This window comes from Pseudomonas sp. PSPC2-3 (assembly GCF_049898265.1).
In the GTDB taxonomy this organism is placed as follows: Bacteria; Pseudomonadota; Gammaproteobacteria; order Pseudomonadales; family Pseudomonadaceae; genus Aquipseudomonas; species Aquipseudomonas veronii.
The window spans coordinates 409,685-431,004 of record NZ_JAFCXJ010000003.1; the positions used below are offsets into that span (position 1 = coordinate 409,685).

At 60.5% G+C, this 21,320-nt stretch carries 24 protein-coding genes and 1 pseudogene; 16 read left to right on the plus strand and 9 right to left on the minus strand.

Features of this window, described 5'->3' with window-relative positions; all coding sequences use genetic code 11:
• Positions 1 to 780: an IclR family transcriptional regulator gene (locus tag ACP7E3_RS09310; RefSeq protein WP_046384607.1), complete on the minus strand. Its 780-nt coding sequence runs from the start codon at positions 778 to 780 to the stop codon at positions 1 to 3.
• 119 nt (positions 781 to 899) lie between these two features.
• Here ACP7E3_RS09310 and hmgA point away from each other — a divergent pair, with 119 nt between their 5' ends.
• The 3 genes from hmgA to maiA are packed head-to-tail and all read left to right on the plus strand — an operon-like array spanning position 900 to position 4,120.
• The gene (hmgA, locus tag ACP7E3_RS09315; RefSeq protein WP_057004293.1) at positions 900 to 2,183 is read left to right on the plus strand and encodes a homogentisate 1,2-dioxygenase; all 1,284 of its coding nucleotides are present in this window, start codon (positions 900 to 902) and stop codon (positions 2,181 to 2,183) included.
• 3 nt (positions 2,184 to 2,186) lie between these two features.
• Positions 2,187 to 3,473 carry a fumarylacetoacetase gene (gene fahA, locus ACP7E3_RS09320; RefSeq protein ID WP_126587587.1) on the plus strand — a complete coding sequence of 429 codons (1,287 nt, stop codon included), beginning with the start codon at positions 2,187 to 2,189 and terminating at the stop codon, positions 3,471 to 3,473.
• Between the two features lie 11 nt (positions 3,474 to 3,484).
• The gene (gene maiA, locus ACP7E3_RS09325; protein ID WP_426122924.1) at positions 3,485 to 4,120 is read left to right on the plus strand and encodes a maleylacetoacetate isomerase; all 636 of its coding nucleotides are present in this window, start codon (positions 3,485 to 3,487) and stop codon (positions 4,118 to 4,120) included.
• Positions 4,121 to 4,135: 15 nt separating this feature from the next.
• On the opposite strand, the gene ACP7E3_RS09330 is transcribed toward maiA, so the two are convergent.
• Positions 4,136 to 4,939 (minus strand): SirB1 family protein, encoded by an 804-nt coding sequence (locus ACP7E3_RS09330; protein WP_046488617.1) that lies wholly within the window; start codon positions 4,937 to 4,939, stop codon positions 4,136 to 4,138.
• A gap of 185 nt (positions 4,940 to 5,124) precedes the next feature.
• On the opposite strand from ACP7E3_RS09330, the gene ACP7E3_RS09335 reads away from it, so the two are divergent.
• Positions 5,125 to 6,144 (plus strand): Leu/Phe/Val dehydrogenase, encoded by a 1,020-nt coding sequence (locus tag ACP7E3_RS09335; protein ID WP_017848678.1) that lies wholly within the window; start codon positions 5,125 to 5,127, stop codon positions 6,142 to 6,144.
• Positions 6,145 to 6,199: 55 nt separating this feature from the next.
• On the opposite strand, the gene ACP7E3_RS09340 is transcribed toward ACP7E3_RS09335, so the two are convergent.
• Positions 6,200 to 6,460: a YebG family protein gene (locus ACP7E3_RS09340; RefSeq protein ID WP_017848679.1), complete on the minus strand. Its 261-nt coding sequence runs from the start codon at positions 6,458 to 6,460 to the stop codon at positions 6,200 to 6,202.
• Positions 6,461 to 6,708: 248 nt separating this feature from the next.
• On the opposite strand from ACP7E3_RS09340, the pseudogene ACP7E3_RS09345 reads away from it, so the two are divergent.
• A pseudogene (locus tag ACP7E3_RS09345) lies at positions 6,709 to 6,816 on the plus strand (phosphate-starvation-inducible protein PsiE); the annotation flags it as partial.
• A 189-nt stretch (positions 6,817 to 7,005) separates the two neighbouring features.
• Positions 7,006 to 7,443 (plus strand): phosphate-starvation-inducible protein PsiE, encoded by a 438-nt coding sequence (locus tag ACP7E3_RS09350; RefSeq protein WP_057004297.1) that lies wholly within the window; start codon positions 7,006 to 7,008, stop codon positions 7,441 to 7,443.
• A 120-nt stretch (positions 7,444 to 7,563) separates the two neighbouring features.
• Here the strand turns inward: ACP7E3_RS09350 and ACP7E3_RS09355 are convergent, their stop codons facing one another.
• Complete coding sequence (locus tag ACP7E3_RS09355; protein WP_082643817.1) at positions 7,564 to 8,781, minus strand: DNA cytosine methyltransferase; 1,218 nt, start codon at positions 8,779 to 8,781, stop codon at positions 7,564 to 7,566.
• 90 nt (positions 8,782 to 8,871) lie between these two features.
• Between ACP7E3_RS09355 and ACP7E3_RS09360 the strand changes: the two genes are divergently transcribed.
• On the plus strand, positions 8,872 to 9,123 hold the full coding sequence (locus ACP7E3_RS09360) for a helix-turn-helix domain-containing protein (RefSeq protein ID WP_082643824.1): 252 nt from the start codon (positions 8,872 to 8,874) through the stop codon (positions 9,121 to 9,123).
• A 1-nt stretch (position 9,124) separates the two neighbouring features.
• Entirely contained in the window at positions 9,125 to 9,883 is a 759-nt protein-coding gene (locus ACP7E3_RS09365) for a hypothetical protein (RefSeq protein ID WP_079442909.1), read from the plus strand.
• Between the two features lie 435 nt (positions 9,884 to 10,318).
• Here the strand turns inward: ACP7E3_RS09365 and ACP7E3_RS09370 are convergent, their stop codons facing one another.
• A complete protein-coding gene (locus tag ACP7E3_RS09370; protein WP_057004300.1) occupies positions 10,319 to 10,636 on the minus strand; it encodes a DUF3509 domain-containing protein in 318 nt (105 codons plus the stop codon).
• Positions 10,637 to 11,205: 569 nt separating this feature from the next.
• Here ACP7E3_RS09370 and ACP7E3_RS09375 point away from each other — a divergent pair.
• The gene (locus ACP7E3_RS09375; protein ID WP_046384600.1) at positions 11,206 to 11,616 is read left to right on the plus strand and encodes an HPF/RaiA family ribosome-associated protein; all 411 of its coding nucleotides are present in this window, start codon (positions 11,206 to 11,208) and stop codon (positions 11,614 to 11,616) included.
• A 54-nt stretch (positions 11,617 to 11,670) separates the two neighbouring features.
• Here ACP7E3_RS09375 and ACP7E3_RS09380 read toward each other — a convergent pair whose 3' ends face one another.
• Positions 11,671 to 13,191 (minus strand): MFS transporter, encoded by a 1,521-nt coding sequence (locus tag ACP7E3_RS09380; protein ID WP_057004301.1) that lies wholly within the window; start codon positions 13,189 to 13,191, stop codon positions 11,671 to 11,673.
• Positions 13,192 to 13,297: 106 nt separating this feature from the next.
• On the opposite strand from ACP7E3_RS09380, the gene ACP7E3_RS09385 reads away from it, so the two are divergent.
• The 6 genes from ACP7E3_RS09385 (at position 13,298) to ACP7E3_RS09410 (ending at position 18,066) form a co-directional block, all read left to right on the plus strand.
• Positions 13,298 to 14,209, plus strand: a complete 912-nt coding sequence (locus tag ACP7E3_RS09385) for a LysR family transcriptional regulator (protein WP_026139741.1) — start codon at positions 13,298 to 13,300, stop codon at positions 14,207 to 14,209.
• 96 nt (positions 14,210 to 14,305) lie between these two features.
• On the plus strand, positions 14,306 to 14,608 hold the full coding sequence (locus ACP7E3_RS09390; RefSeq protein WP_046384598.1) for a DUF3649 domain-containing protein: 303 nt from the start codon (positions 14,306 to 14,308) through the stop codon (positions 14,606 to 14,608).
• Positions 14,605 to 16,179 (plus strand): PepSY domain-containing protein, encoded by a 1,575-nt coding sequence (locus tag ACP7E3_RS09395; protein WP_128191562.1) that lies wholly within the window; start codon positions 14,605 to 14,607, stop codon positions 16,177 to 16,179. Before ACP7E3_RS09390 ends, ACP7E3_RS09395 begins: the two co-directional genes overlap by 4 nt.
• Positions 16,180 to 16,506, plus strand: coding sequence for a DUF3325 domain-containing protein (locus ACP7E3_RS09400; protein ID WP_108525912.1), 327 nt, complete (start codon positions 16,180 to 16,182; stop codon positions 16,504 to 16,506).
• Between the two features lie 7 nt (positions 16,507 to 16,513).
• The gene (locus tag ACP7E3_RS09405) at positions 16,514 to 17,092 is read left to right on the plus strand and encodes an RNA polymerase sigma factor (RefSeq protein WP_017844530.1); all 579 of its coding nucleotides are present in this window, start codon (positions 16,514 to 16,516) and stop codon (positions 17,090 to 17,092) included.
• Positions 17,089 to 18,066 (plus strand): FecR family protein, encoded by a 978-nt coding sequence (locus tag ACP7E3_RS09410; protein WP_426122931.1) that lies wholly within the window; start codon positions 17,089 to 17,091, stop codon positions 18,064 to 18,066. Before ACP7E3_RS09405 ends, ACP7E3_RS09410 begins: the two co-directional genes overlap by 4 nt.
• Here ACP7E3_RS09410 and ACP7E3_RS09415 read toward each other — a convergent pair whose 3' ends face one another.
• Entirely contained in the window at positions 18,067 to 18,417 is a 351-nt protein-coding gene (locus ACP7E3_RS09415; protein WP_017844532.1) for a glutaredoxin family protein, read from the minus strand. It abuts the gene before it with no gap.
• On the minus strand, positions 18,417 to 19,421 hold the full coding sequence (gene yejK, locus ACP7E3_RS09420) for a nucleoid-associated protein YejK (protein ID WP_426122933.1): 1,005 nt from the start codon (positions 19,419 to 19,421) through the stop codon (positions 18,417 to 18,419). Before yejK ends, ACP7E3_RS09415 begins: the two co-directional genes overlap by 1 nt.
• Before the next feature lie 397 nt (positions 19,422 to 19,818).
• Here yejK and ACP7E3_RS09425 point away from each other — a divergent pair, with 397 nt between their 5' ends.
• Entirely contained in the window at positions 19,819 to 20,100 is a 282-nt protein-coding gene (locus ACP7E3_RS09425) for an HU family DNA-binding protein (protein ID WP_003188840.1), read from the plus strand.
• 68 nt (positions 20,101 to 20,168) lie between these two features.
• On the opposite strand, the gene rlmF is transcribed toward ACP7E3_RS09425, so the two are convergent.
• Positions 20,169 to 21,191 (minus strand): 23S rRNA (adenine(1618)-N(6))-methyltransferase RlmF, encoded by a 1,023-nt coding sequence (gene rlmF, locus ACP7E3_RS09430; RefSeq protein ID WP_079442914.1) that lies wholly within the window; start codon positions 21,189 to 21,191, stop codon positions 20,169 to 20,171.
• Positions 21,192 to 21,320: the final 129 nt, after the last annotated feature.

The window sequence follows — 21,320 nt, forward strand, 5'->3', positions numbered from 1 at the left end:
TCAGGGCTGGTAGCCCATCCGCCAACTCACCGCCCGGGTCGCCGCCAGCAGGCGCTGCGCCGCCGGGCCGTCTTCATCGGCATGGAACAGCGAGGTGGGGCCGACCACGGTCATCACCGCCGCCACCTGGCCGACCGCGTTGAACACCGGCGCCGACAACGCATCCACACCCGGCATCAGCAGGCCATGCACAAAGTGCAAGCCACGCGCGCGGATCTGTTCGCAGGCGCTGGCGTAGGCCTGGTCGTCCGCCAGAGCGTGGGCGATGCCCGCCTGGATCTCGCGCTCGCGCAATTCGATGGTTTCCCGCGCTGGCAAAAAGGCGCTGAACACCAGCCCGGTGGATGAACTGAGCAGCGGCAACACCGAACCCAACTGCGTCACCACGGTGACCGCGCGCACCGCCGGTTCGATCTGCACCACGGTCGCACCCTGGTTGCCCCACACCGCCAGGAAGCAGGTTTCATTCAATTCGTCGCGCAGCTCGGCCAGGGGCAGGGCGCCGACTTTGAGCACGTCCATGCTGCCCAGTGCGGCGAGGCCCACGCGCAATGCTTCGCGACCCAGGCCGTAATGGTTGGTGGCGCTGTTCTGCTCGGCGAACCCCGACGCGATCAGGGCCTGGAGATAGCGGTGAACCTTGCTCGCCGGCATCTGCACATGCTCGGCCAGGCGCGACAGCGAGGTGGAGGGCGACAGTTCGGCCAGGGCCTTGAGGATGTCGGTGCCCACTTCGGCCGAGCGGACTTTCTGTTTACCGGTGTCGCGGGGCTTTTCCATGGGGCAACGGGAATCCGAGAGATGAGTGGGCGTCTTTATAGCTTGACGGTCGACAGCGATCAAATTACGTTATGCGTAACTGGATTACGATAAAAACAACTTCCGTCAGAGGATGATCCATGAACCTCGAATACCTCTCGGGCTTCGGCAATGAATTCGCCAGCGAAGCCCTGCCCGGCGCGCTGCCGGTCGGCCAGAACTCCCCGCAAAAAGCGCCTTACGGCCTGTACACCGAACTCTTCTCCGGCACAGCCTTCACCATGGTGCGCAGTGAAGCGCGCCGTACCTGGTTGTATCGCATCCAGCCGTCGGCCCATCATCCGGCGTTCGTCAAACTGGAGCGACAACTGGCTGGAGGGGCGCTGGGCGCGGTGACGCCGAATCGGCTGCGTTGGGACCCGTTGGCGATACCGAGCGAGCCGACCGACTTCATCGATGGCCTGGTCGGCATGGCGGCCAATGCCGGGGCGGAGCAACCGTCGGGCATCAGTATTTACCATTACGGCGCCAACCGTTCGATGCAGCGCGTGTTCTTCAACGCCGATGGCGAGCTGTTGATCGTGCCCGAGCAGGGCCGCTTGCGTATCGCCAGCGAACTCGGGGTGCTGGAGGTCGAGCCGTTGGAAATTGTCGTGCTGCCACGCGGCCTGAAATTCCGCGTCGAACTGCTGGATGCGCAGGCGCGCGGTTATGTCGCCGAAAACCACGGCGCCCCGCTGCGCCTGCCGGACCTCGGCCCGATCGGCAGCAACGGCCTGGCCAACCCGCGTGATTTTCTGACCCCGGTTGCTCACTACGAAGACCGCCAGCAGCCGACGACCCTGGTGCAGAAATTCCTCGGCGAACTGTGGGCCTGCGAACTCGACCATTCGCCCCTCGACGTCGTGGCCTGGCATGGCAACAACGTGCCGTACAAATACGACCTGCGTCGGTTCAATACGATCGGTACGGTGAGTTTCGATCATCCCGACCCGTCGATTTTCACCGTATTGACCTCGCCCACCAGCGTGCATGGCTTGGCCAACCTCGATTTCGTGATCTTCCCGCCGCGCTGGATGGTGGCCGAGAACACCTTCCGGCCGCCGTGGTTCCACCGCAACCTGATGAACGAATACATGGGCCTGATCCAGGGTGCCTACGACGCCAAGGCCGAAGGCTTCCTGCCCGGCGGCGCGTCGCTGCACAGCTGCATGAGCGCCCACGGCCCGGATGGCGAGACCTGCACCAAGGCGATCAATGTCGAGCTGGCCCCGCACAAGATCGATGACACCATGGCGTTCATGTTCGAGACCAGCCAAGTGCTGCGCCCGACGCGCTTCGCCCTGGACTGCCCGCAACTACAATCTGCTTATGATGCGTGCTGGGCCTCGCTGCCCGTCACCTTCGACCCGAACCGGAGATAACCCATGACGCAATCAACGCTCGCCCGCAGTTGGGTCACCAGCGCCAACGGTCATCGTGATTTTCCCCTGCAAAACCTGCCGCTGGGGGTGTTCAGCATCAACGGCGCGGCGCCGCGCAGTGGCGTGGCGATCGGTGACTGCATTCTCGACCTGCTGGCCGCCCGCGATGCGTTTGACGGTGAAGCGCTGCGCGCCGTCGATGCCACTGCCGGCGGGCAGTTGAACGCGTTCTTCGAGCTGGGCCGTGGCCCGCGCGTTGCCTTGCGCGAGCGCCTGTTGGCATTGCTCGGGGAGGGCAGCCCGCTGCAAGCACGCGAGGCCGAAGTGCTGCACCGCGCCGCCGATTGCCAGATGCACCTGCCCGCCAAGATCAATGACTACACCGATTTCTACGTTGGCATCGAACACGCGCAGAACGTCGGCAAACTGTTCCGCCCCGACAACCCGCTGCTGCCCAACTACAAGTACGTGCCGATCGGTTATCACGGCCGTGCATCGACCATTCGCCCGTCCGGCACCGAGGTGCGCCGCCCCAAAGGCCAGACCCTGCCGGCCGGCCAGACCGAGCCGAGCTTCGGCCCCTGCGCGCGGCTGGACTACGAGTTGGAGCTGGGCATCTGGATCGGCCAGGGCAATGCCATGGGCGACTCGATTGCCATTGGCGAGGCGGCCGAGCACATTGCCGGTTTCTGCCTGCTCAACGACTGGTCGGCGCGGGATATCCAGGCCTGGGAGTACCAGCCGTTGGGGCCGTTCCTGTCGAAGAGTTTTATCACCAGTATCTCGCCGTGGGTGCTGACGGCCGAAGCGCTGGCGCCGTTCCGCCAGGCACAACCGGCTCGTCCCGCAGGCGATCCGCAGCCGCTGCCGTACCTGCTGGATCAAGGCGATCAGGCGGCGGGCGCGTTCAATATCGAGCTGGAGGTGCTGCTGACCACGGCGTCGATGCGTGAACAGAACCTGCCGGCCCAGCGCCTGACCCTGAGCAACACCCAGTACATGTACTGGACCGTGGCGCAAATGGTTGCGCATCACAGCGTCAATGGCTGCCAGTTGCAGGCCGGCGATCTGTTCGGTTCGGGCACCTTGTCCGGGCCGCAGCCGGGGCAGTTCGGCAGCCTGCTGGAGATCACCGAGGGCGGCAAGAAGCCGATTGAACTGGCGTCGGGCGAGGTGCGTAAATTCCTCGAAGACGGTGATGAAATCATCCTGCGCGGCCGTTGCAGCCGTGACGGTTTTGCCTCCATCGGCTTCGGCGAATGCCGTGGCACGGTGGTCGCGGCGCGCTGAGGGGCAGGGCGATGGAGCTTTACACTTACTATCGGTCTACCGCGTCGTACCGGGTACGGATCGCGCTGGCGCTCAAGGGCCTGGACTTCACCGCCGTGCCGGTCAACCTTGTGGCGCCGGCGGGCGGCGCCCATCGCCAGCCGGAGTACCTGGCGATCAACCCACAAGGTCGCGTCCCGGCGCTGCGCACCGATGACGGCGAACTGTTGATCCAGTCGTCGGCGATCATCGAATACCTGGAGGAATGTTATCCACAGGTGCCGCTGCTGTCCCAGGACCTGGCAGCCCGCGCCCATGCGCGCGCGGTGGCGTCGATCGTCGCCTGCGACATTCACCCGCTGCACAACTCCAGCACCCAGAACCTGCTGCGCCAGTGGGGCCGCGATGAAACCCAGGTGCTGGCCTGGATCGGTCATTGGATCAGCCAGGGCTTGGACGCGGTCGAGCAGTTGATTGGCGATCACGGGTTTTGCTTTGGCGAGCAGCCGGGGCTGGCGGATGCGTTTCTGATTCCGCAGCTGTATGCCGCCGAGCGCTTCAAGGTGGCGTTGGCGGGGTATCCGCGTATCGGGCGGGTGGCGGCTTTGGCGGCGCAGCATCCGGCGTTTATCCAGGCGCACCCTGCCAACCAGCCTGATACACCCTAAACGCGCTCGTTGTGTTCAGTGAATCACTGAGTTGGGCGGCAAGTGGCCCAGCCGCTGGGTCAGGCGCAGGCGCTGGATCGGGTCTTCGCTGAGCAGCAGCGCGTGCTCCAGGTCGAAACGCTCGGCGCTTGGGCAGTCCAGGCGTTGATACAGGCTGGCCCGCGCCAGGTAATCGGCGGCGCTGGCATGGCCCAGTTCCAGCACGCGCTCGGCGTCGACCAGGGCGGCCAGCGGGTCGTCATTGGAGAGGTACAACTGGCGCAGGTTGCGCGACAGTCGTTGCAGGATCGAGCGTGGGCTGGCGGTGCGCAGGTGGTCGGCTTGCAGCTTGAGGTCGGGGCCGTATTGGCGTTGCAACAGTTCGCGGCAATCGTTGGGGTACAGGCGTCGGCCGCCGCAAGGGTCGAGCAGGTGATCGGCGCCGGGTACCCGCAGCAGGAAGTGGCCGGGGAAGTTGACGCCGACCATCGGGATATTCAGGCGTTGCGCCAGTTCCATCGCGATCAGCCCCATGGCCAGGGGTTGTCCGCGCTTGCGCTGCAACACCTTGTCCAGCAGCGCGGCGGCGGGGCGCAGCGGGGTGAAGTCATCCTGGGCGAACCCCAGGTCATTCAGGCGTCGCAGCAACGGCTGGCCGAGCTCATCCGCCGGCAACAGGGGCATGCCCAGGCTGACCTGCTGTTGCAGCACGTTGAGCTCCTGCAGGATCAACAGCGGTTGCACCGTTGGGTCATGCTCGGCCGCAATCCACAGCGCAGCTTCAAACAGCGCAGGGGGCGAACGTTCCAGGCAGGCGAAAAAGGCGTGACGGGGGTTCATTGCATTCTCCGGCGGATGCTCCCGTTTTAGCCTTGCTGAGAATTTTCGTCCAGTAGCTTGAGAGATATCCTACTTGCTTATGTCGCAGGCCCCGCAAAACCGGGTGGCTTATTCCCGCGCACTTCGGCAGTTTTCTGCCGCAGGCCTATACTTGGCGACACCAGAAGTGATTCGGGAGCTTGACGATGTTTGCTCTCATGCACAGCACCCGCCTTGAATCGCTGCACCTAAGCATCGACCCGACGACCGGGTTGAAGGCGATCATAGCCATCCACAACAGCCGCCTGGGGCCTGCCCTGGGTGGTTGCCGTTACCTCGCATATCCCGACGACGAAAGCGCGGTGGCCGACGCCGCACGCCTGGCCCAAGGCATGAGCTACAAGGCCGCCCTGGCGGGTTTGCCGGTAGGCGGTGGTTGCGCCGTGATCCTGCGCCCCGCCCATGTGGAAAGCCGCGCAGCCCTGTTTGAAGCCTTCGGGCGATGTGTCGAGCAACTTGATGGCCGCTATATCACCGCCATCGACAGCGGCACCTCGGTGGCCGACATGGATTGCATTGCCCAGCAAACCCGCTTCGTCACCAGCACCACCGCCGCCGGCGACCCTGCGCCCCATGCCGCCATGGGCGTATTCGCCGGTATCCGCACCACCGCGATGGCGCGCCTGGGCAGCGACAATCTCGAAGGCTTGCGCGTGGCGATCCAGGGCCTGGGCAACGTCGGTTACGCCCTCGCCGAACAACTGCATGCCGCCGGCGCCGAACTGCTGGTCAGCGACATCGACCAAGGCAAAGTGCAACTGGCCATGGAGCAACTCGGCGCACACCCGATCGCCAATGACGCCTTGCTCAGCACCCCCTGCGACATCCTCGCGCCCTGCGGCCTCGGCGCCGTGTTCAATCGCAACAGCGTCGGCCAACTGCGTTGCGCCGCCGTGGCCGGTTCCGCCAGTGCGCAACTGACCAACCTGCAAGTCGCCGACCAGTTGGAAGGGCGCGGCATCCTCTACGCCCCGGACTATGTGATCAACTCCGGTGGCCTGATCTACGTCGCCCTCAAACACAGCGGCGCCGAACTGCCGACCATCACCGCGCACCTGTCGAACATCGGCACGCGCCTGACCGAAATCTTCGCCCACGCCCAGGCCGAAAAACGCTCCCCCGCACGGGTCGCCGATGAACTGGCCGAGCGCCTGCTTTACCGCTAGCCCACGCATTAAAAAGGCCCTGAATCATCGATTCAGGGCCTGTTCAATTCGGGCTTTATTCCGCCGGCGGGTTCAGCAACTCGGACAGCGCGTCCGGTTGGCTCCTGAACGCCTTGGCAAAGACATCGCGGTTTTTCGCCATGTAGATCCCGGCCTCTTCAACCTGCTGCTCGCTCAACGACGGCACGGCTTTTTGCAACACTTCTGCGAGCAACTCAGCGAGTTCAAGCATCTTGTCATGACGGTCAGCTTCGGCTTTATCCATGAACAAACGCTCCAGATCTCGGCTGCTGCGGTATACCACTTCGACGGCCATTCACCACCTCACATGCCTTCACGATAGTTGTCTTTTGCGACTACTGTATTTATATACAGCTAAAAGGGTAAGCCAAACCGTGGGGTTTGGGTAGCAGTTTTTTAATGTAGCCCGGAAATACAGGTTTGGAGTGTCTCATGTCACCCCGCCATCATCTTACCCCTGCCGCTGGCCTTTTTTCTGCATGCAGAACAACCGTCACGTCCAAGCGGCACTATCCGGTCGAGCCGACCTAAGGAAGTATCATCGTGAAAATCAACCGGGTCGAAAAGCTGCGTCAGAATGTCCGCGGGCTGGCCGAGTCGCTGGGCAATCTCTTTGTCGAGTCGTTCGACTACCTGGCGTTGGCCGCCATGTTCTGGATTTACTTCAAGAGCAAGGTCAAGTTTACTTATATCCTTAACGTTGGCCTGTTTTTAGGAAGAACTCCGCAAGATCAATTTGTTACTGTGTAGCCTCGGATACGGGGGCTGGATGAGCCGTGCGGTAGAGGCAATGTGTGGTCTTTTTTTTTCGGTTTGACGTGCGATGGGGAGTGGGAAGTTATGAAGTGGGCAGATCGGATGCGGGTGCGGCTTCATGCGGGGGCTAATAGCTTAGGGAACCTGAGTGTAGAGTTTTTTCACTATCTAGCATTGTTCGCAATTGGCGCAATCACCGTATGGGCGGGTATTTCGGCGTTTGTTGATATGCTGCATCAAGAGAAAGTCAGTGTCGATGACATCTTGCTGCTTTTCATTTATCTCGAATTACTCGCCATGTCGGGTATCTATTTTAAAACGAATCATATGCCATTGAGGTTCCTCCTTTACATTGGAGTGACGGCATTGATTCGGCTACTGATTAGCGATGTGTCGCACCACAAAGCTCCTGATGAAGGGATTCTGTATATCAGTGGCGGCGTTCTGCTTCTCGCTTTTTCGATTCTGGTTGTAAGATATTCTTCTTCAAAATATCCATCCGTGAAAGAAAGGAGTGATTGAGTGTCAAGGTTGTTTTGGGGTTGAGTATTTTTGTCGCGGGGGTGATTCAATGTGCTGAGACTGTTTATTGTATGACGGTGGTGACTATGAAGGAGGATTTTCCTTCATAGTTACGTTGAATTATTGCGTCAGGTGGCTAAGGCTATCCTTATCTAATAGATCCGCTATCGCCTGTCCAAAAGCCTGAGCCATAAGAGGGGGGACAGCGTTGCCTATCATCTGAGACACAGGGTTTATCAAATCAGGAAATACAAAATCGTCATCGAAGCTTTGCAACCGCGCGGCCTCACGCATGGTAATTGCTCTATCCTCGACTGGATGTGCGAATCTACCCGATCCGACATGATAAACCCATGTGGTGATTGTCAATGCCGGCTCGTTCCAGTCGAGCCTTCTATAAGCACTGCCATAGAAGCTTCGAGTTTGTAAGCTTTCATCGACATGTTTCATTCTGCCTGTACCTACCGCGTTAATACGCTGTAAGCTCTTTTCACTGAGAATTCTCGCAATATGGTTGCGAACTTCACCTGATTTTGAACGCATCAAGGTCGCAAACGCATTCTGACTTTTCCTGTTGTAGGGGAGTCGTGTCCCTTGTACATAAGAGGGTTCAGGAAGGTCACCAATCGCATCGCTGACAGTGTTGTAAGGCTTGTCGGCAATAAGGTCCAGTTGGTTGCTGCTGGGTTTGACATGCGTAGGGGTAGGGAAAGGTAGCTTCGATGTTGGGATATCCATATAGCCGCGATGGATGCCAATAAATATTACCCGGTTGCGGATTTGAGGCACTCCATAATCGGCCGCGCAAACTTTTCTGTAATCGGCGGTGTAACCCAACTCATCTAATCGCTTTAATAAGTCTTCGGCAAATCGCCCTCCACCGAAACTCAGAAACTCTCTAACGTTTTCAATAAGAACAACCTTAGGCCTCAAGGTCTCAATGGTGCTCAAAAATGCACGGTATAAATGGTTTCTCGGGTCGTCATAGAAGCGTTTTACCCCGCACTCCTCGTACTGCCGAACGCCATTTCTACTGAAACCTTGGCAGGGTGGGCCACCCACCAATAGGTCCAGTTCTCCGGGAGTATCCAAGCCTGTAGGGCGTAGCCAATCACTGATGTTCTTTGTTGCGTCTGGTCCCGCTATTTCTCTTATATCGCCTTGGTACGAAAGTGGCGGAGACCCTGCTGAATTGAGATGGTTGGCCACAAATGTCCGTATTGGATGTGCTTCTATCTCGATCCCAGCTTCAATTGAGTAGCGCCCAGTGCGCTCAAGTCCCCTGCTGATTCCACCGCACCCACAAAAAAGGTCAATAACGCGATATTTTTTTTTCATTTCAAAAGGTACTGATAGTCCGTGGATTCATGGTCTTCATGTCCGGACTATACGCATCTCATGAGAGGGGTGCAAATGACAGCTGACGATATGTGGGGGGCCAAGGTAAAACAGGCTTTTGGTGATCGACTCCGGGATCTACGCCATCAGCTATCTATTACCCAAGAAGGCTTGGCGCTCCGGTGTGGACTTGACCGCAGCTATGTCGGTCAAGTCGAGAGAGGGGAGCGGAATATTAGTCTTGAAAATATTTATAGACTTGCGGAGGGGTTGGGCATTCCTCCCAGTGAACTACTAGTGGAATTAGACGGTTTAACCAAGAATACAAGTTCTGGAGTGTAAGGTGAGCTATCTCTCGAAAGATCAGCTGGTGGAGCTGTCACGTCTGCTTAGAACTTTTTTCTGTTTGCCGTACTCGACCGATTTGGATGGCAAGGATGCAGAAACGTTAATCAGAATCGTAAAGAAAGCAGTTGGCCCCAGGTCGAAACGCAAGGAGCTTTTCGATATTATCGATGGGGATGTTGGGTATTCTGTTAAAACTTTATTCAAAAGTCCCAATGCGGTCAGGGTGGATCTTCAAGAGCAGCGATTTTGTGATGTGGATGAAGTTCGGGTTTTGCGTGCGGCGGGTGGTGATAATGCCGCAGCTCAAGGGAAAATACTTTTGAGCTATATGTACTCTCGAATCAAGGAGCAGATGGATGAGCGCGGTATAAAAACTGCTAAATCCTTAATTCTTTTGAAACACTGGAATGTCAGTCGTACCGAGTTTGAGTTTGTTTATTGGGAAGAGGATTTTTTAGGGTTTGTCGAAAACCTGCTTGTTCGTGACGAGGCAGGCGAAATTGAATGGGTGATTCAAGGTGCGGGTCTCCATGCCAGGGACCGGTTGAGGCTCGCGCAGAAACGCGGCAAGAGCGAATCAGATCCTGAGGCCGTCAGGATGCTGCGAATGCATTATAAGCATAACCAGATATTTACAGATCACGATATTCCAGTGGAGGCTGACAGGATTTCGTTTTCCGCTTCTCCCTTGTCGTGGGATGATACGAATAGTTTGATCGATCTACACTTTGCTAATCAGCTTCGTGCTAATTAGTGCATAGATGTCGAGCTGGTTTTCCAGCTCGAATTTCTTTCCTGTTGCATTCTCTCGTTCGCTGGATTATTGGAAGTTATTCCGTTCGCGTATTGGTGCTTTATTGAGGCTTCGGCTGAACAGCTCATTGCATCAAGGGCCGATAATTACGCGGGATACGTCTGGACGGTCAGCGTTTATTTCTTAAATATAGCTGTTCTACCGAACGCTATCGATTATTGAAATATAGAGAAGTCAGTGTGAGTTTAAGGCGCGTTTCGAGTAAGAAACAGCTAGTCGATGGCTTGATGCAGTCGAGAATGAATCGTCCATCCCTCTCGCGCAGTTCTGCCAGTCTCGGTGGTGATCAAAAACGTACCCATGGTTATTCTTCGGCGTTTCCGTCGGTGAAGGTGCAAGGCCCGCGCCGCATGGGTGAGAGCCCTGAAACAGCGTTTAAAACCTGACGCTCAAGGGCTGGGCGCGGGTGGGCGGTCGCTGCAACAGCTTGTGACTGTCCCCGTCCGTCATCACTGCCAGGATTTCCATGGCGCTGTGGCCCTGCTCGATGGCAATGCCGAACTGGATGCTTTGCACCAGGCGCTTGAGCCGTTGCGGGTCGTTGCGTTGTGCGGCGCTGATCATGCGCTTGACCACCACGCCCTGCTCATTCGAGAGGGTCAGCATGATGCTGCCATCCAGGCGCTGGATGCTCAGGTTGACCCGGTATTGTGGGGTGAAGGTGTCGGTGATGATCTGAAAAGGATTGTCCATGGTGCGTTACCGCCTGATAAGAACATGCAGTCATTGACGACCGAGGTCTGGATTAGTTCGCGTTGCCTGACCACCGGCCACTCCGTCGCTGAGGGTTCACAACATCCGTTTGCCTCATCAGCTGTACAGCAAGGGCCGTGCCGTACAGCGACCTGTCTGACGCTGGAACACACCTGTGGGAGAGGGCTGGCCCGCGATTGCGGGGGATCAGCTCATGAATCCTCGGCTGAGAGACGGCTATCGCGGGCGAGCCGGTTCCCACATGGGTTGGCGTCGTGCTTTGTTTCAGGGCAATAGCGAGAATGCGGTGCATGATTGGTCGGCGGCGCAAGCAGGCGCGCGCGGGGCAACGATGAAGATTGCGGGGCATAGGAAGATGTAACTAACTCCCCACCCTACCAGCGTTTTTGCTTGTAGTCAGGGTTAATTTGTAATGTGGGATTTATCTTTGCAAAGGGGTTGAATTGTTTCTCTGACTGCTCAATTGTGTAATCAAGAGGTCATGGTTTCACCACCCCGGTGTTGCAGTTTGTGACCTCTCGCGAGCTAGCTGAAATAAGGGAAGAACTATGCAAATCCAAGTCAATAGCGATAACCATATTGAAAGCAGCATCCGACTGGAGGAGTGGGTACGTAATACCATTGAAAGCACGCTCGAACGTTATGAAGAAGACCTGACCCGCGTTGAGGTCTACCTGCGGGATGAGAACGGCGACAAGCCCGGTCCCCACGATTTAAGCTGCCGCCTGGAAGCACGGCCAAAGGGCCATCAACCGCTTTCGGTGCTGCATAAAGCCGATACGCTGGAACTGGCGATCGACGGTGCCGCGACCAAGCTGGACCATGCGTTGGAACACCTGTTCGGCAAACTGCAAGGCAAGCCACGCGCTGCCGCGAAAAATGTGCCGGCCAACAAAGTGAATGATGACGCGCTTGAAGAGGAATTCCTGGAAAACGAAAACGCTGCAATTAACAGCTGACAGTTTTTTCATTCCCCACTGAGAACGGGCCTGCAGATGCAGGCCCGTTTTTGTTTACCTGCTGCGTCGGAAAAAATACCCGCTCAACCACGCCAACCCACACGCCCCTACGCCCGCAAACAACATCGCCCAACCTGCGCCGTGGCGCAGCGCCGCTTGGGCATCCGCGCGCGCCAGCCCCATCGAGCTCAGCACTTCCAGCTTGCCCGCTGCAATGTGCTGACTGATCGCGGGCCAATCCAGTGCGCTGGTTTCGGGCAGCACTTCGGCCAGTTGATGGCTGATCCCCAGCAAGAGCACCAAACCCATCAGCGCAATATTCAGCGCCAGGGTGATCAGCCGCGCACTGAGGTCGATACCCGAGGCCATGCCGGCGCGATCCGCCGAGACCGAGCCGGTGGTGGTGTTGGTGGTCGGTGAGTTGGTCAGCGCCAAGCCCACGCCGGCCATCGCGCAACTGAACAGCACCAGCACGATGTTTGGATGCGCGGCGCCATTGGCGGCGGCCATGGCCAGAAAGCCGGTGCCCATCACCCCCAGGCCCAGCGGGATGATGCGTGCGGCGCCGTAGCGCAGGGCCAGGCGTTCGGCCAGCGGCGGTACCAGCAAGGTGGGCAGGGTATAGGCGAGCAGGGCGCTGCCGGTGGTCAGGGTGTCGTAGCCCAGGCCCGCCTGGAAGTACAACGGCAGGTAGATCATGAACGGCCAGAAACTGAAGTTCATGCCGATCGACCCCATCAACGCGCCGTTGAAGCGTTGGATGCGAAACACCGAAAAATCGAACATCGGATGGGCGCTGCGCCGCTCAATCAAGCTGAACAGCAGCAGCGCGGCCAGCGACAGGCCGGCCCAGCCCAGCATGGCCGGTGCGCCAAAGCCATTCTCGGTGCCTTGGGTGATGAAATAAACCAACGCAAACACCGACAGCGTCAAGGTGAGCATGCCGGCGATATCGAGGCGATGGCTGGCCGGGTCGCGCGACTCCTGCACGCTGACATGCAGCAGCACCAGAGTCAGCAAGGTCAGCGGCACATGTACGAGAAACACCCAGCGCCAGTCCGCCACCGCCAGGATCAACGCCCCGACCATCGGCCCGAAGCCCAGGCCCAGGCCCGCGATCACGCCCCACACCGCAAAAGCCCGCGCCCGCGCCGCCGGTTCACGGAACTGGTGCGACAAAATCGCGAACTGGCAGATCATCATCGCCCCGGCGCCCACGCCCTGGACGAAACGCGCCGTGATCAGCTGGGACGCGTCTTCAGCCAGCCCGCAGGCCAGTGAGGCCAAGCCAAACAGCCACAGGCACAGCACCAGCATGCGTCGCCGGCCAAAGCGGTCGGCCAGCGTGCCGGCAGCCATCAGTACGCTGGTGCAGGCCAGGGTGTAGGCGTTCATGATCCATTGGGCATCCTGGAAACCCGTGCCCAATTGTTGTTCCAGCGTGGGCAGGATCACCGGCACGCTGGAGATTTCCAGGCCGAACATCAGCGCCACCAGGCACACGGCGGTGAGGGCGAGCGCGTTTCTGGCGGAGCTTGATGGGCTGACAGCCGATACAGCGACGGCGGGAGGCATGGGGTCTTCCTTTCGAGAGGTGGAGCGTGTCATTCTCGCGGGAAGTAGATTCTTTATTCGTGACAAGTTTTCCTTCAATCAGGGAATCAAAGGCGACAATTACAGCATGGCCACCCCACGTTTTGATGGCGTTGAACTCTTTCTGCAGATCGTCGAGAGCGGCAACCTGACCGAAGCCGCCGAACGGCTGAACCTCACCCGTTCGGCCGTGGGCAAAGGCTTGGCGCGCCTCGAGGCGCGCCTGGGCACGTGCCTGTTGCAGCGTTCCACCCGCCGCCAGCGGTTGACTGAGGACGGGCAGGCTTATTACGAGCATTGCCTGCGCGCGCTGGCCGAGCTGGAAGCGGCCGAATCCGTGCTCGAAAGCGGTCGGCAGCAGCCTCGCGGGCGCTTGAGGGCGAGCCTGCCGCTGGCTTTCGGGCATCACTACGCGGCGCCGGCGTTGTGGGGTTTGCTGGACCGTTTTGCGCAGTTGGAGATTGATATTTCGTTTTCTGACCGGCTGATCGACGTGGCCCAGGAAGGCTTCGACCTGGCGGTGCGAATCGGCGCGTTACCCGACACCGACCGCTTGAGCGCGCGGCGCCTGGGCGAACAGGCCATCGGCCTGGCGGCGGCGCCGGCGTATTTGCGCCGCGTCGGTCGAATCGAGTGTCTCGAGGATTTGGCCGGGCACCGCGGCATTGCCTACCGCTGCAATGCGCCACGCCTGGAGTGGGAACTCAATGATGCCCAAGGCCGCCCGCACCGCGCGCGGGTCGCCTCGCCGCTGATGATGGACGACCTCCAGGCCGTGGCCGATGCCGCCATCGCTGGCGTGGGCCTGGCCTGGTTGCCGAGCTGGCTGATCGCGCACTATGTGCTGCGCGGGCAGTTGGAAGCGGTACTGCCGAGCTACCGCGAGCAACCCGCGCCGATCCATGTGATCTGGCCCACCGCGGCGCACATGCCGGCCAAGACGCGCTGCGCCATCGACGCCCTGGTCGCGGGCACCCCGAGTTGCCTGGCGGGCAGCTAGATCTCACGCCTTCGAGCAGGTGATTCATCCGTTCTCTTTTGCTTATGAGAATATTTATCATTAATATTGCGCTCTGATGAACCTGGCGCTCCCCGCATGAAAAGCAAAACCTCGCTTCCCGCCGCTTACCGCCTCGCTGTCACGTCACGCGCATTGGCCGCTGTGGTCGGCGGCTATCTGATGGCGTCTCTGGCCGCCGTCTGCCTGGCGCTGTGGCTGCCCACGTCCCGCGCCGACGCAGTGATCACCGGGATGATGAGTTCGTTTGTGTTCTACCTGTTGGCGGTGCTGTGGTGCTTTGCCTGCCGCACGGCATGGCGTGCCTGGTGTGGCGTGATGCTGCCGAGCGCGTTGTTCGCGACCCTGGCAGGTGTGGGTGTATGGATGGCACGCACATGAAAGAAGGATTCCGCCAGGCCATGGCCTGGTTGCACACTTGGGCCGGACTGATCTTTGGCTGGCTGCTGTTTGCGATTTTCCTGACGGGCACCTTGTCGTATTTCAAGGATGAAATCAGCCATTGGACCCAGCCCGAAGTGCAGGCCAGGCCGTTGGACGATGGGCGCAGCCTCGCGGTGGCCCAAGCCTACCTGCAGCAGCAGGCGCCCACCGCCGCGCGCTGGATTATTACCTTGCCGAACAGCCGCGACCCTGGCCTGTCGGTGATGTGGCAAGACAAGGTCGACCCGGGCAAACGCGGCAACTTCATCCAGAAAGTCCTCGACCCGGTTAGCGGCCAAGCCGTGCAAGCCCGCGAAAGCATGGGCGGCGAGTTCTTCTATCGCTTCCACTTCCAGCTGCAAATGCCGTACCCCTGGGGCCGCTGGTTATCCACCTTCGCCGCGATGGTGATGTTGGTCGCGTTGATCACCGGCATCATCACCCACAAAAAAATCTTCAAGGACTTCTTCACCTTCCGCCCCCGCAAGGGCCAGCGCTCCTGGCTCGACGGGCATAACGCCGTGGGCGTGCTGGTGCTGCCGTTTCATTTGATGATCACCTACAGCAGCCTGGTGATCTTCATGAGCATGGTCATGCCGGCCCCGATCGTGGCCTCTTACGGCAACGACAGCCGGGCCTTCTTCAACGAGGTGTTCCCCGCCACCGACAACGCCCCGGCGCTGGGCCAGCCCGGCACATTGTTGCCGTTGCTGCCGATGTACGAACAGGCGCGGGCGCAGTGGGCGGGCGGGCATGTCGGGCGTTTGGTGGTGAATAACCCGAGTGATGCGAATGCCTCGGTCAATGTGGTCCGCGCCGGCGCCGACCGCGTGGTGCATGATTTCGGCAGCACCGTGTCGTTCAACGGCAGTACCGGCGAGCGGCTGCGGGTCAGCGCCGAGCAATCGCTGCCGGCGGCGATCGGTGGCAGTTTCTATGGCCTGCACATGGGCCGTTTCGCCGGCCCGGTGTTGCGCTGGCTGTATTTTATCTGTGGGCTGGCGGGCACCGCGATGATCGGCACCGGCCTGGTGATCTGGCTCGGCAAGCGCCAGCTCAAGCACGCCAAAACCGGCGGCATGCCGTTTGAGCTGCGCCTGGTCGAAGTGCTCAATATCGCCAGCATGTCCGGGTTGTTGATCGCCATCGCGGCGTTCTTCTGGGCCAACCGTTTGTTGCCGGTGAGCTTCGCCCAGCGCGCCGACTGGGAAGTGCAAATGTTCTTTATCGCGTGGGGCCTGAGCCTGTTGCACGCCATGCTGCGCCGAGGGCGCCAGGCCTGGGTCGAGCAACTGAGCGTTGGCGCGCTGTTGTTTGGCGCGATCCCTGCGCTCAACGCGCTGACCACCTCGCACCACTTGGGCGTGTCACTGGCGACGGGCGACTGGGCCATGGCCGGCTTCGACCTGACGTGCCTGGGCAGCGGGGTATTCCTCGCCTGGGCCGCCTGGAAGATGCACCACCGCACGGCGCCCCAGCCCAAGGCCGAACGGGCGCGCGCGCTCACTCTCAAACCGGAGGCGCATTGAATGCTGCTTGCATGGCTGATGTGCTACGTCGGGTTTACCGCACTGTGCCTGTCCACCGACCGTCACCATGGCGAACTGCTGCGCAGCAAGCCGTCGCCGCGCCGCCGCCTGGGGTTGCGCGCGGTCGGTGGGGGGGGCTTGACGCTATCGATCTGGCCAGCGGTGGCTGCCTCGGGGTGGGCCCAAGGCCTGGTGGAGTGGTGCGCGGTGTTGATGCTCAGCGCGCTGCTGCTGGTGCTGCTGTTGCCGTATTGGCCGAGGTTGGCCTTGAGCCTGGCGGGCGTCGGCCTGCTGGCCGGTCCCGTCGCAGCCTTTGCCACCCTGTGAGCCGCGCATGATGATCAGTACGCCACCGGAACCCCAGGACAGCCCGCACGCGGACGCGGCGGGTGGGCGCGCGCATTTCCTGCAGGTGTTTTTGTCCCAGCGTTCGCAGATGGAAGCGCTGGTCAGCCGGCGCGTGGGCTGTCGTGCCACTGCAGCCGACCTGGTGCAGGACTTGTTCCTGCGCTTCTGGCGCCGGCCGCTGGTGCAGGTCGAAGAACTCAGCACGTACCTGCTGCGCTGCGCCGGCAATATCGCCATCGACCACCTGCGCAGCGAAGGCGCGCGGGTGCGCAGCAACGAAGGCTGGTTGCCCGAGCAGCAGGACAATCAAGGCTCCGAACCCCAGGCTGCACTGGAGGCCGGCAACGACCTGCGCCACGTCGAGGCGGCCTTGCGCAGCTTGCCCGAGCGCACCCGCCAGATCTTCCTGCTCAACCGCATCCATGGCCGCAAATACGCGCAAATCGCCAAGGCCATGGGGCTGTCCCAAAGTGCCGTGGAAAAACATATGATGCGTGCCCTCGAAGCCTGCAAAGCCAGCCTTCGCGAGCCATCGCCTCCACGCACGCCAGGGAAAGCACCGTGAATGTCACTCCCACGCCCGACCAGCAAAAGGCCGCACTGGCCTGGCTGAGCCTGTTGCACGACCAGCCCAGCAGCGGCGACCAGGCCACCTTCAGCCTTTGGCTGCGGGCTGATCCGGCACACGTCGAGGCCTATTCCCAGGCCCAGGTGCTATGGGAGTTGAGCGAAGTGCCGGCGCGTAAACTGGCGGACGAAGACGCGTTGGCCTTACACGGCTACCTGAATGCGATGCACACCTCGCAGCGCTCACGGGCCATGCGCGGGGTGGGCGCCCTGGCCATGGCCGCGTGCCTGGTGTTGATGGTGTGCATGGGCGGCGGCTGGCAACCGTCGCGCTGGGTCGATGACCTGGGGGCGGACTACGTGACGGCGCCGGGCGAGGTGAAAACCGTGACCCTGGCCGATCAATCCCGCGTCACCCTGGATGCCGACAGCGCCATCGCCGTGGATTTCAGCCAAGGTGAGCGGCATGTCCAACTGCGGCGCGGCGCGGGCTTTTTCAGCGTGACTCACACCGGCGCGGTATTTGTGGTGGGCGCGGGCAGTGGTGAAACACGGGTGCTGGGCACGCAGTTCGAAGTGCGTCTGCAACCGGCGGGCGCGCAGGTGACAGTGTTGTCGGGGCGGGTCGGCGTCACGCCGGCCAAGCAGGGTGCGCAGCAAATTCTTACGGCGGGCCAGCAAATGAGCTACGCCGAGAGCGTGGCCGAGCCCCTGCACGCGGTCGACAGCGAATCTCGCCTGGCCTGGCGCGACGGCTGGCTCAACTACTACAAGGCACCGCTGGCCGAGGTGATCGAGGATCTGCAGCGTTACTACCCTGGGCGCATCCTGCTGCTCAACGACGAAGTGGGCTCCCGGCGTGTCAGCGGCAGTTTCCCGAGCAACGATCCGCAAGCCGTGCTGAATGGCTTGCAAGCGGTGCTGGGGTTCGAGCAGCACACGCTGCTGGGGCGGCTGATCGTGGTGCGCTGATTACTTCAGCGCCGCCATGATCTTCTCGGGGCTGTAATCGCGAATCAACGTGCCGTTCACGTCCACGAACGGAATCCCGCCGCCGCCCAACGCTTCATAGGCCTTGCGCGCCTGGGCGTCTTTTTCGATATCGAGCGCCTGGTACGGAATGCCTTTCTGGTCGAGGAAGCGGCGGATCTGTTTGCAGTAGCCACACCACTCGGTGGAGTAGAGCACCACGCGCGCCGAAGCCCGCGTTTGCTCCGGGACCACCTGGGACGGGTTGAACAGCCGTTCGACCTTGCCCCAGTTCTGGATCGCCACCACCACCAGCAACACCAGCAGGACTTTTTTAAGGACCCCGCCGAGCATCAGTTGCGGCGCTTGAGCTGGTCGGTCAGTTGGGTCGGCAGGCCCTTGATGATCAAGGTGCCGGCGGCTTCGTCGTACTCGATCTTGTCGCCCAGCAGGTGCGCTTCAAAGCTGATCGACAGCCCTTCGGCGCGCCCGGTGAAGCGGCGGAACTGGTTGAGGGTGCGTTTGTCGGCCGGGATCTCCGGCGACAGCCCATAGTCCTTGTTGCGGATGTGGTCATAAAACGCCTTAGGCCGATCTTCATCGATCAGACCCGACAGTTCTTCCAGGCCCATCGGCTCGCCGAGCTTGGCCTGGCTGCTGGCGTAGTCCACCAGGGTCTTGGTCTTTTCGCGGGCGGTTTCGTCCGGCAGGTCCTCGCTTTCAACGAAGTCGCTGAACGCCTTGAGCAGGGTGCGCGTTTCGCCCGGGCCGTCGACGCCTTCCTGGCAGCCGATGAAGTCGCGGAAGTACTCCGAGACTTTCTTGCCGTTCTTGCCCTTGATGAACGAGATGTACTGCTTGGACTGCTTGTTGTTCTGCCACTCGGACACGTTGATCCGCGCCGCCAGGTGCAACTGGCCCAGGTCCAGGTGGCGCGATGGCGTCACGTCCAGTTCGTCGGTAACCGCCACGCCTTCGCTGTGGTGCAGCAGGGCGATGGCCAGGTAGTCGGTCATGCCTTGCTGGTAGTGGGCAAACAGCACGTGGCCGCCGGTGGACAGGTTGGACTCTTCCATCAGCTTCTGCAGGTGTTCGACGGCGGTGCGGCTGAACGTGGTGAAATCCTGGCCCCCGTCGAAATACTCCTTCAACCAGCCGCTGAACGGGTGCGCGCCCGACTCGGCATGGAAGAAACCCCAGGCCTTGCCTTGTTTGGCGTTGTAGCTCTCGTTGAGGTCGGCAAGCATGTTCTCGATCGCGGCCGACTCGGCAAGTTCGGAGGCGCGGGCGTGGAGAACTGCGGGTGTGCCGTCGGGTTTTTTGTCGATCAGGTGGACGATGCAATGACGGATCGGCATAGGCTTCTCGGCTGGTTGATAGGGGAGCGGTTGGCCTCCCCGAAAAGTCGCCCAGTGTACCGCACCCATTGGCCAAGACGTGCTTTGAAGGTGTTTTGGAAGGCCTCCGACGGGCCATATGCCTTTTTTTCACGGTTTAGAGCGATAAAGCTGACCAAATGGGTAGGTAGAAGCGGATATTTCCCCGTCTCTGTGCTAGTTTTGCCCGGTCTTACGCCCAAGACTCGGCGTTAAGCGTGCATTCAGTATTTGTCAGGTCGAACCAATCCTCGTTTCAAGCATCTATAACCCCGATCTCCGAGGTTATAGCCGGGGATGCCAGGCCTTGACGGTCGGGCTCGACGGCTGACACTGCACTCTGCAATCCATATGAATTTGATAGGGAAGGAACACCACAATGGCTATTACTAAAGACCAACTGATCGCTGACCTGGCTGAAGCAGTAGACGCACCGAAAACCACCGTGCGCGCTCTGCTGGACCAACTGAGCCAAGTTGTTGCTGATCAGCTGGAAAACGGCGGCGAAATCACTCTGCCAGGCGTTGGCAAACTGAAAGTGACCGAGCGTCCTGCCCGTACTGGCCGTAACCCTTCGACTGGCGCTGCCATCGAAATCGCTGCCAAGAAAGTTATCAAGCTGGTTGTGGCCAAAGGCCTGACCGACGCTGTTAACAAGTAAGACGCAGCAAAAAAAAACCGTGCGCCGGAGCGATCCGGGCACGGTTTTTTGTTGCCCGGGATTTAGGCTCAGTCTTTGCGCGCCCAGCGCTGGCGCCATACCTGCTGCTCGGACGGGGTCTGGAAGGTCCAGGCGACAAAGCGGCTCTGTTTCTGGCCCTGGGACATTTCCACCACCTGGCTTTGCAGCACGCCGGCTTTTCTCAGCGCGGTCTCGATCGCGGGCAGGTTCGAGGCTTTCGACACCAGGGTGCTGAACCACAACACCTTGTGGGCAAAGTGCGCGCTCTCGGCGATCAATTGCGTCACGAAGCGCGCTTCACCGCCTTCACACCACAGTTCGGCCGATTGGCCGCCGAAGTTCAGCACCGGCAACTTGCGTTTTGGGTCAGCCTTGCCCAGGGCGCGCCATTTGCGTTCGCTGCCTTTGGTGGCCTCGTCCATGGACGCATGGAACGGCGGGTTGCACATGGTCAGGTCAAAGCGCTCGCCCGGTTCCAGCAGGCCCAGCAGGATCTGTTTGGGGTTGCTTTGCTGGCGAAGCTGGATCGCCTTGTTCAGGCCGTTGGACTGCACGATGGCCTTGGCGGCGGCGACGGCGGTGGGGTCGACTTCCGAACCGAGGAAGTGCCAGCGGTATTCGCTGTAGCCGATCAGCGGGTAGACGCAGTTGGCGCCCATGCCGATGTCCAGCACCTTGACCGGCGCGCCGCGGGGAATTTCGCCGTCATTGACGCTGGCCAGCAGGTCGGCGAGGAAGTGGACGTAGTCGGCACGCCCCGGCACCGGCGGGCACAGGTAATCCGCCGGGATGTCCCAATGCTGCACGCCATAGAAGGACTTCAACAGCGCCCGGTTGAATACGCGCACGGCGTCCGGGCTGGCGAAGTCGATGCTTTCCTTGCCGTAGGGGTTGATGATCACGAATTGCGCCAGTTCCGGCGTGGTCTTGATCAGCGCCGGGAAGTCGTAACGGCCCTGGTGGCGGTTGCGCGGGTGCAGGCTGGCCTCTTTGCGCGGCACGACGGGTTTGGCCGTGGTGGCGGTCTTGGGCTTCTTGCGCGGAGGTTTCGGTGTGCTGGGGGCGGTCATGATGATTCTGGTGTTGGCTCAAAGTGGTGGGCATTGTCACACATCCTGAGGTCAACTCGATCAAATGTGGGAGGGAGCAAGCCCCCTCCCACATTGATCGGGTTTGCAAAGGAAAAAAAAGAGACCCGC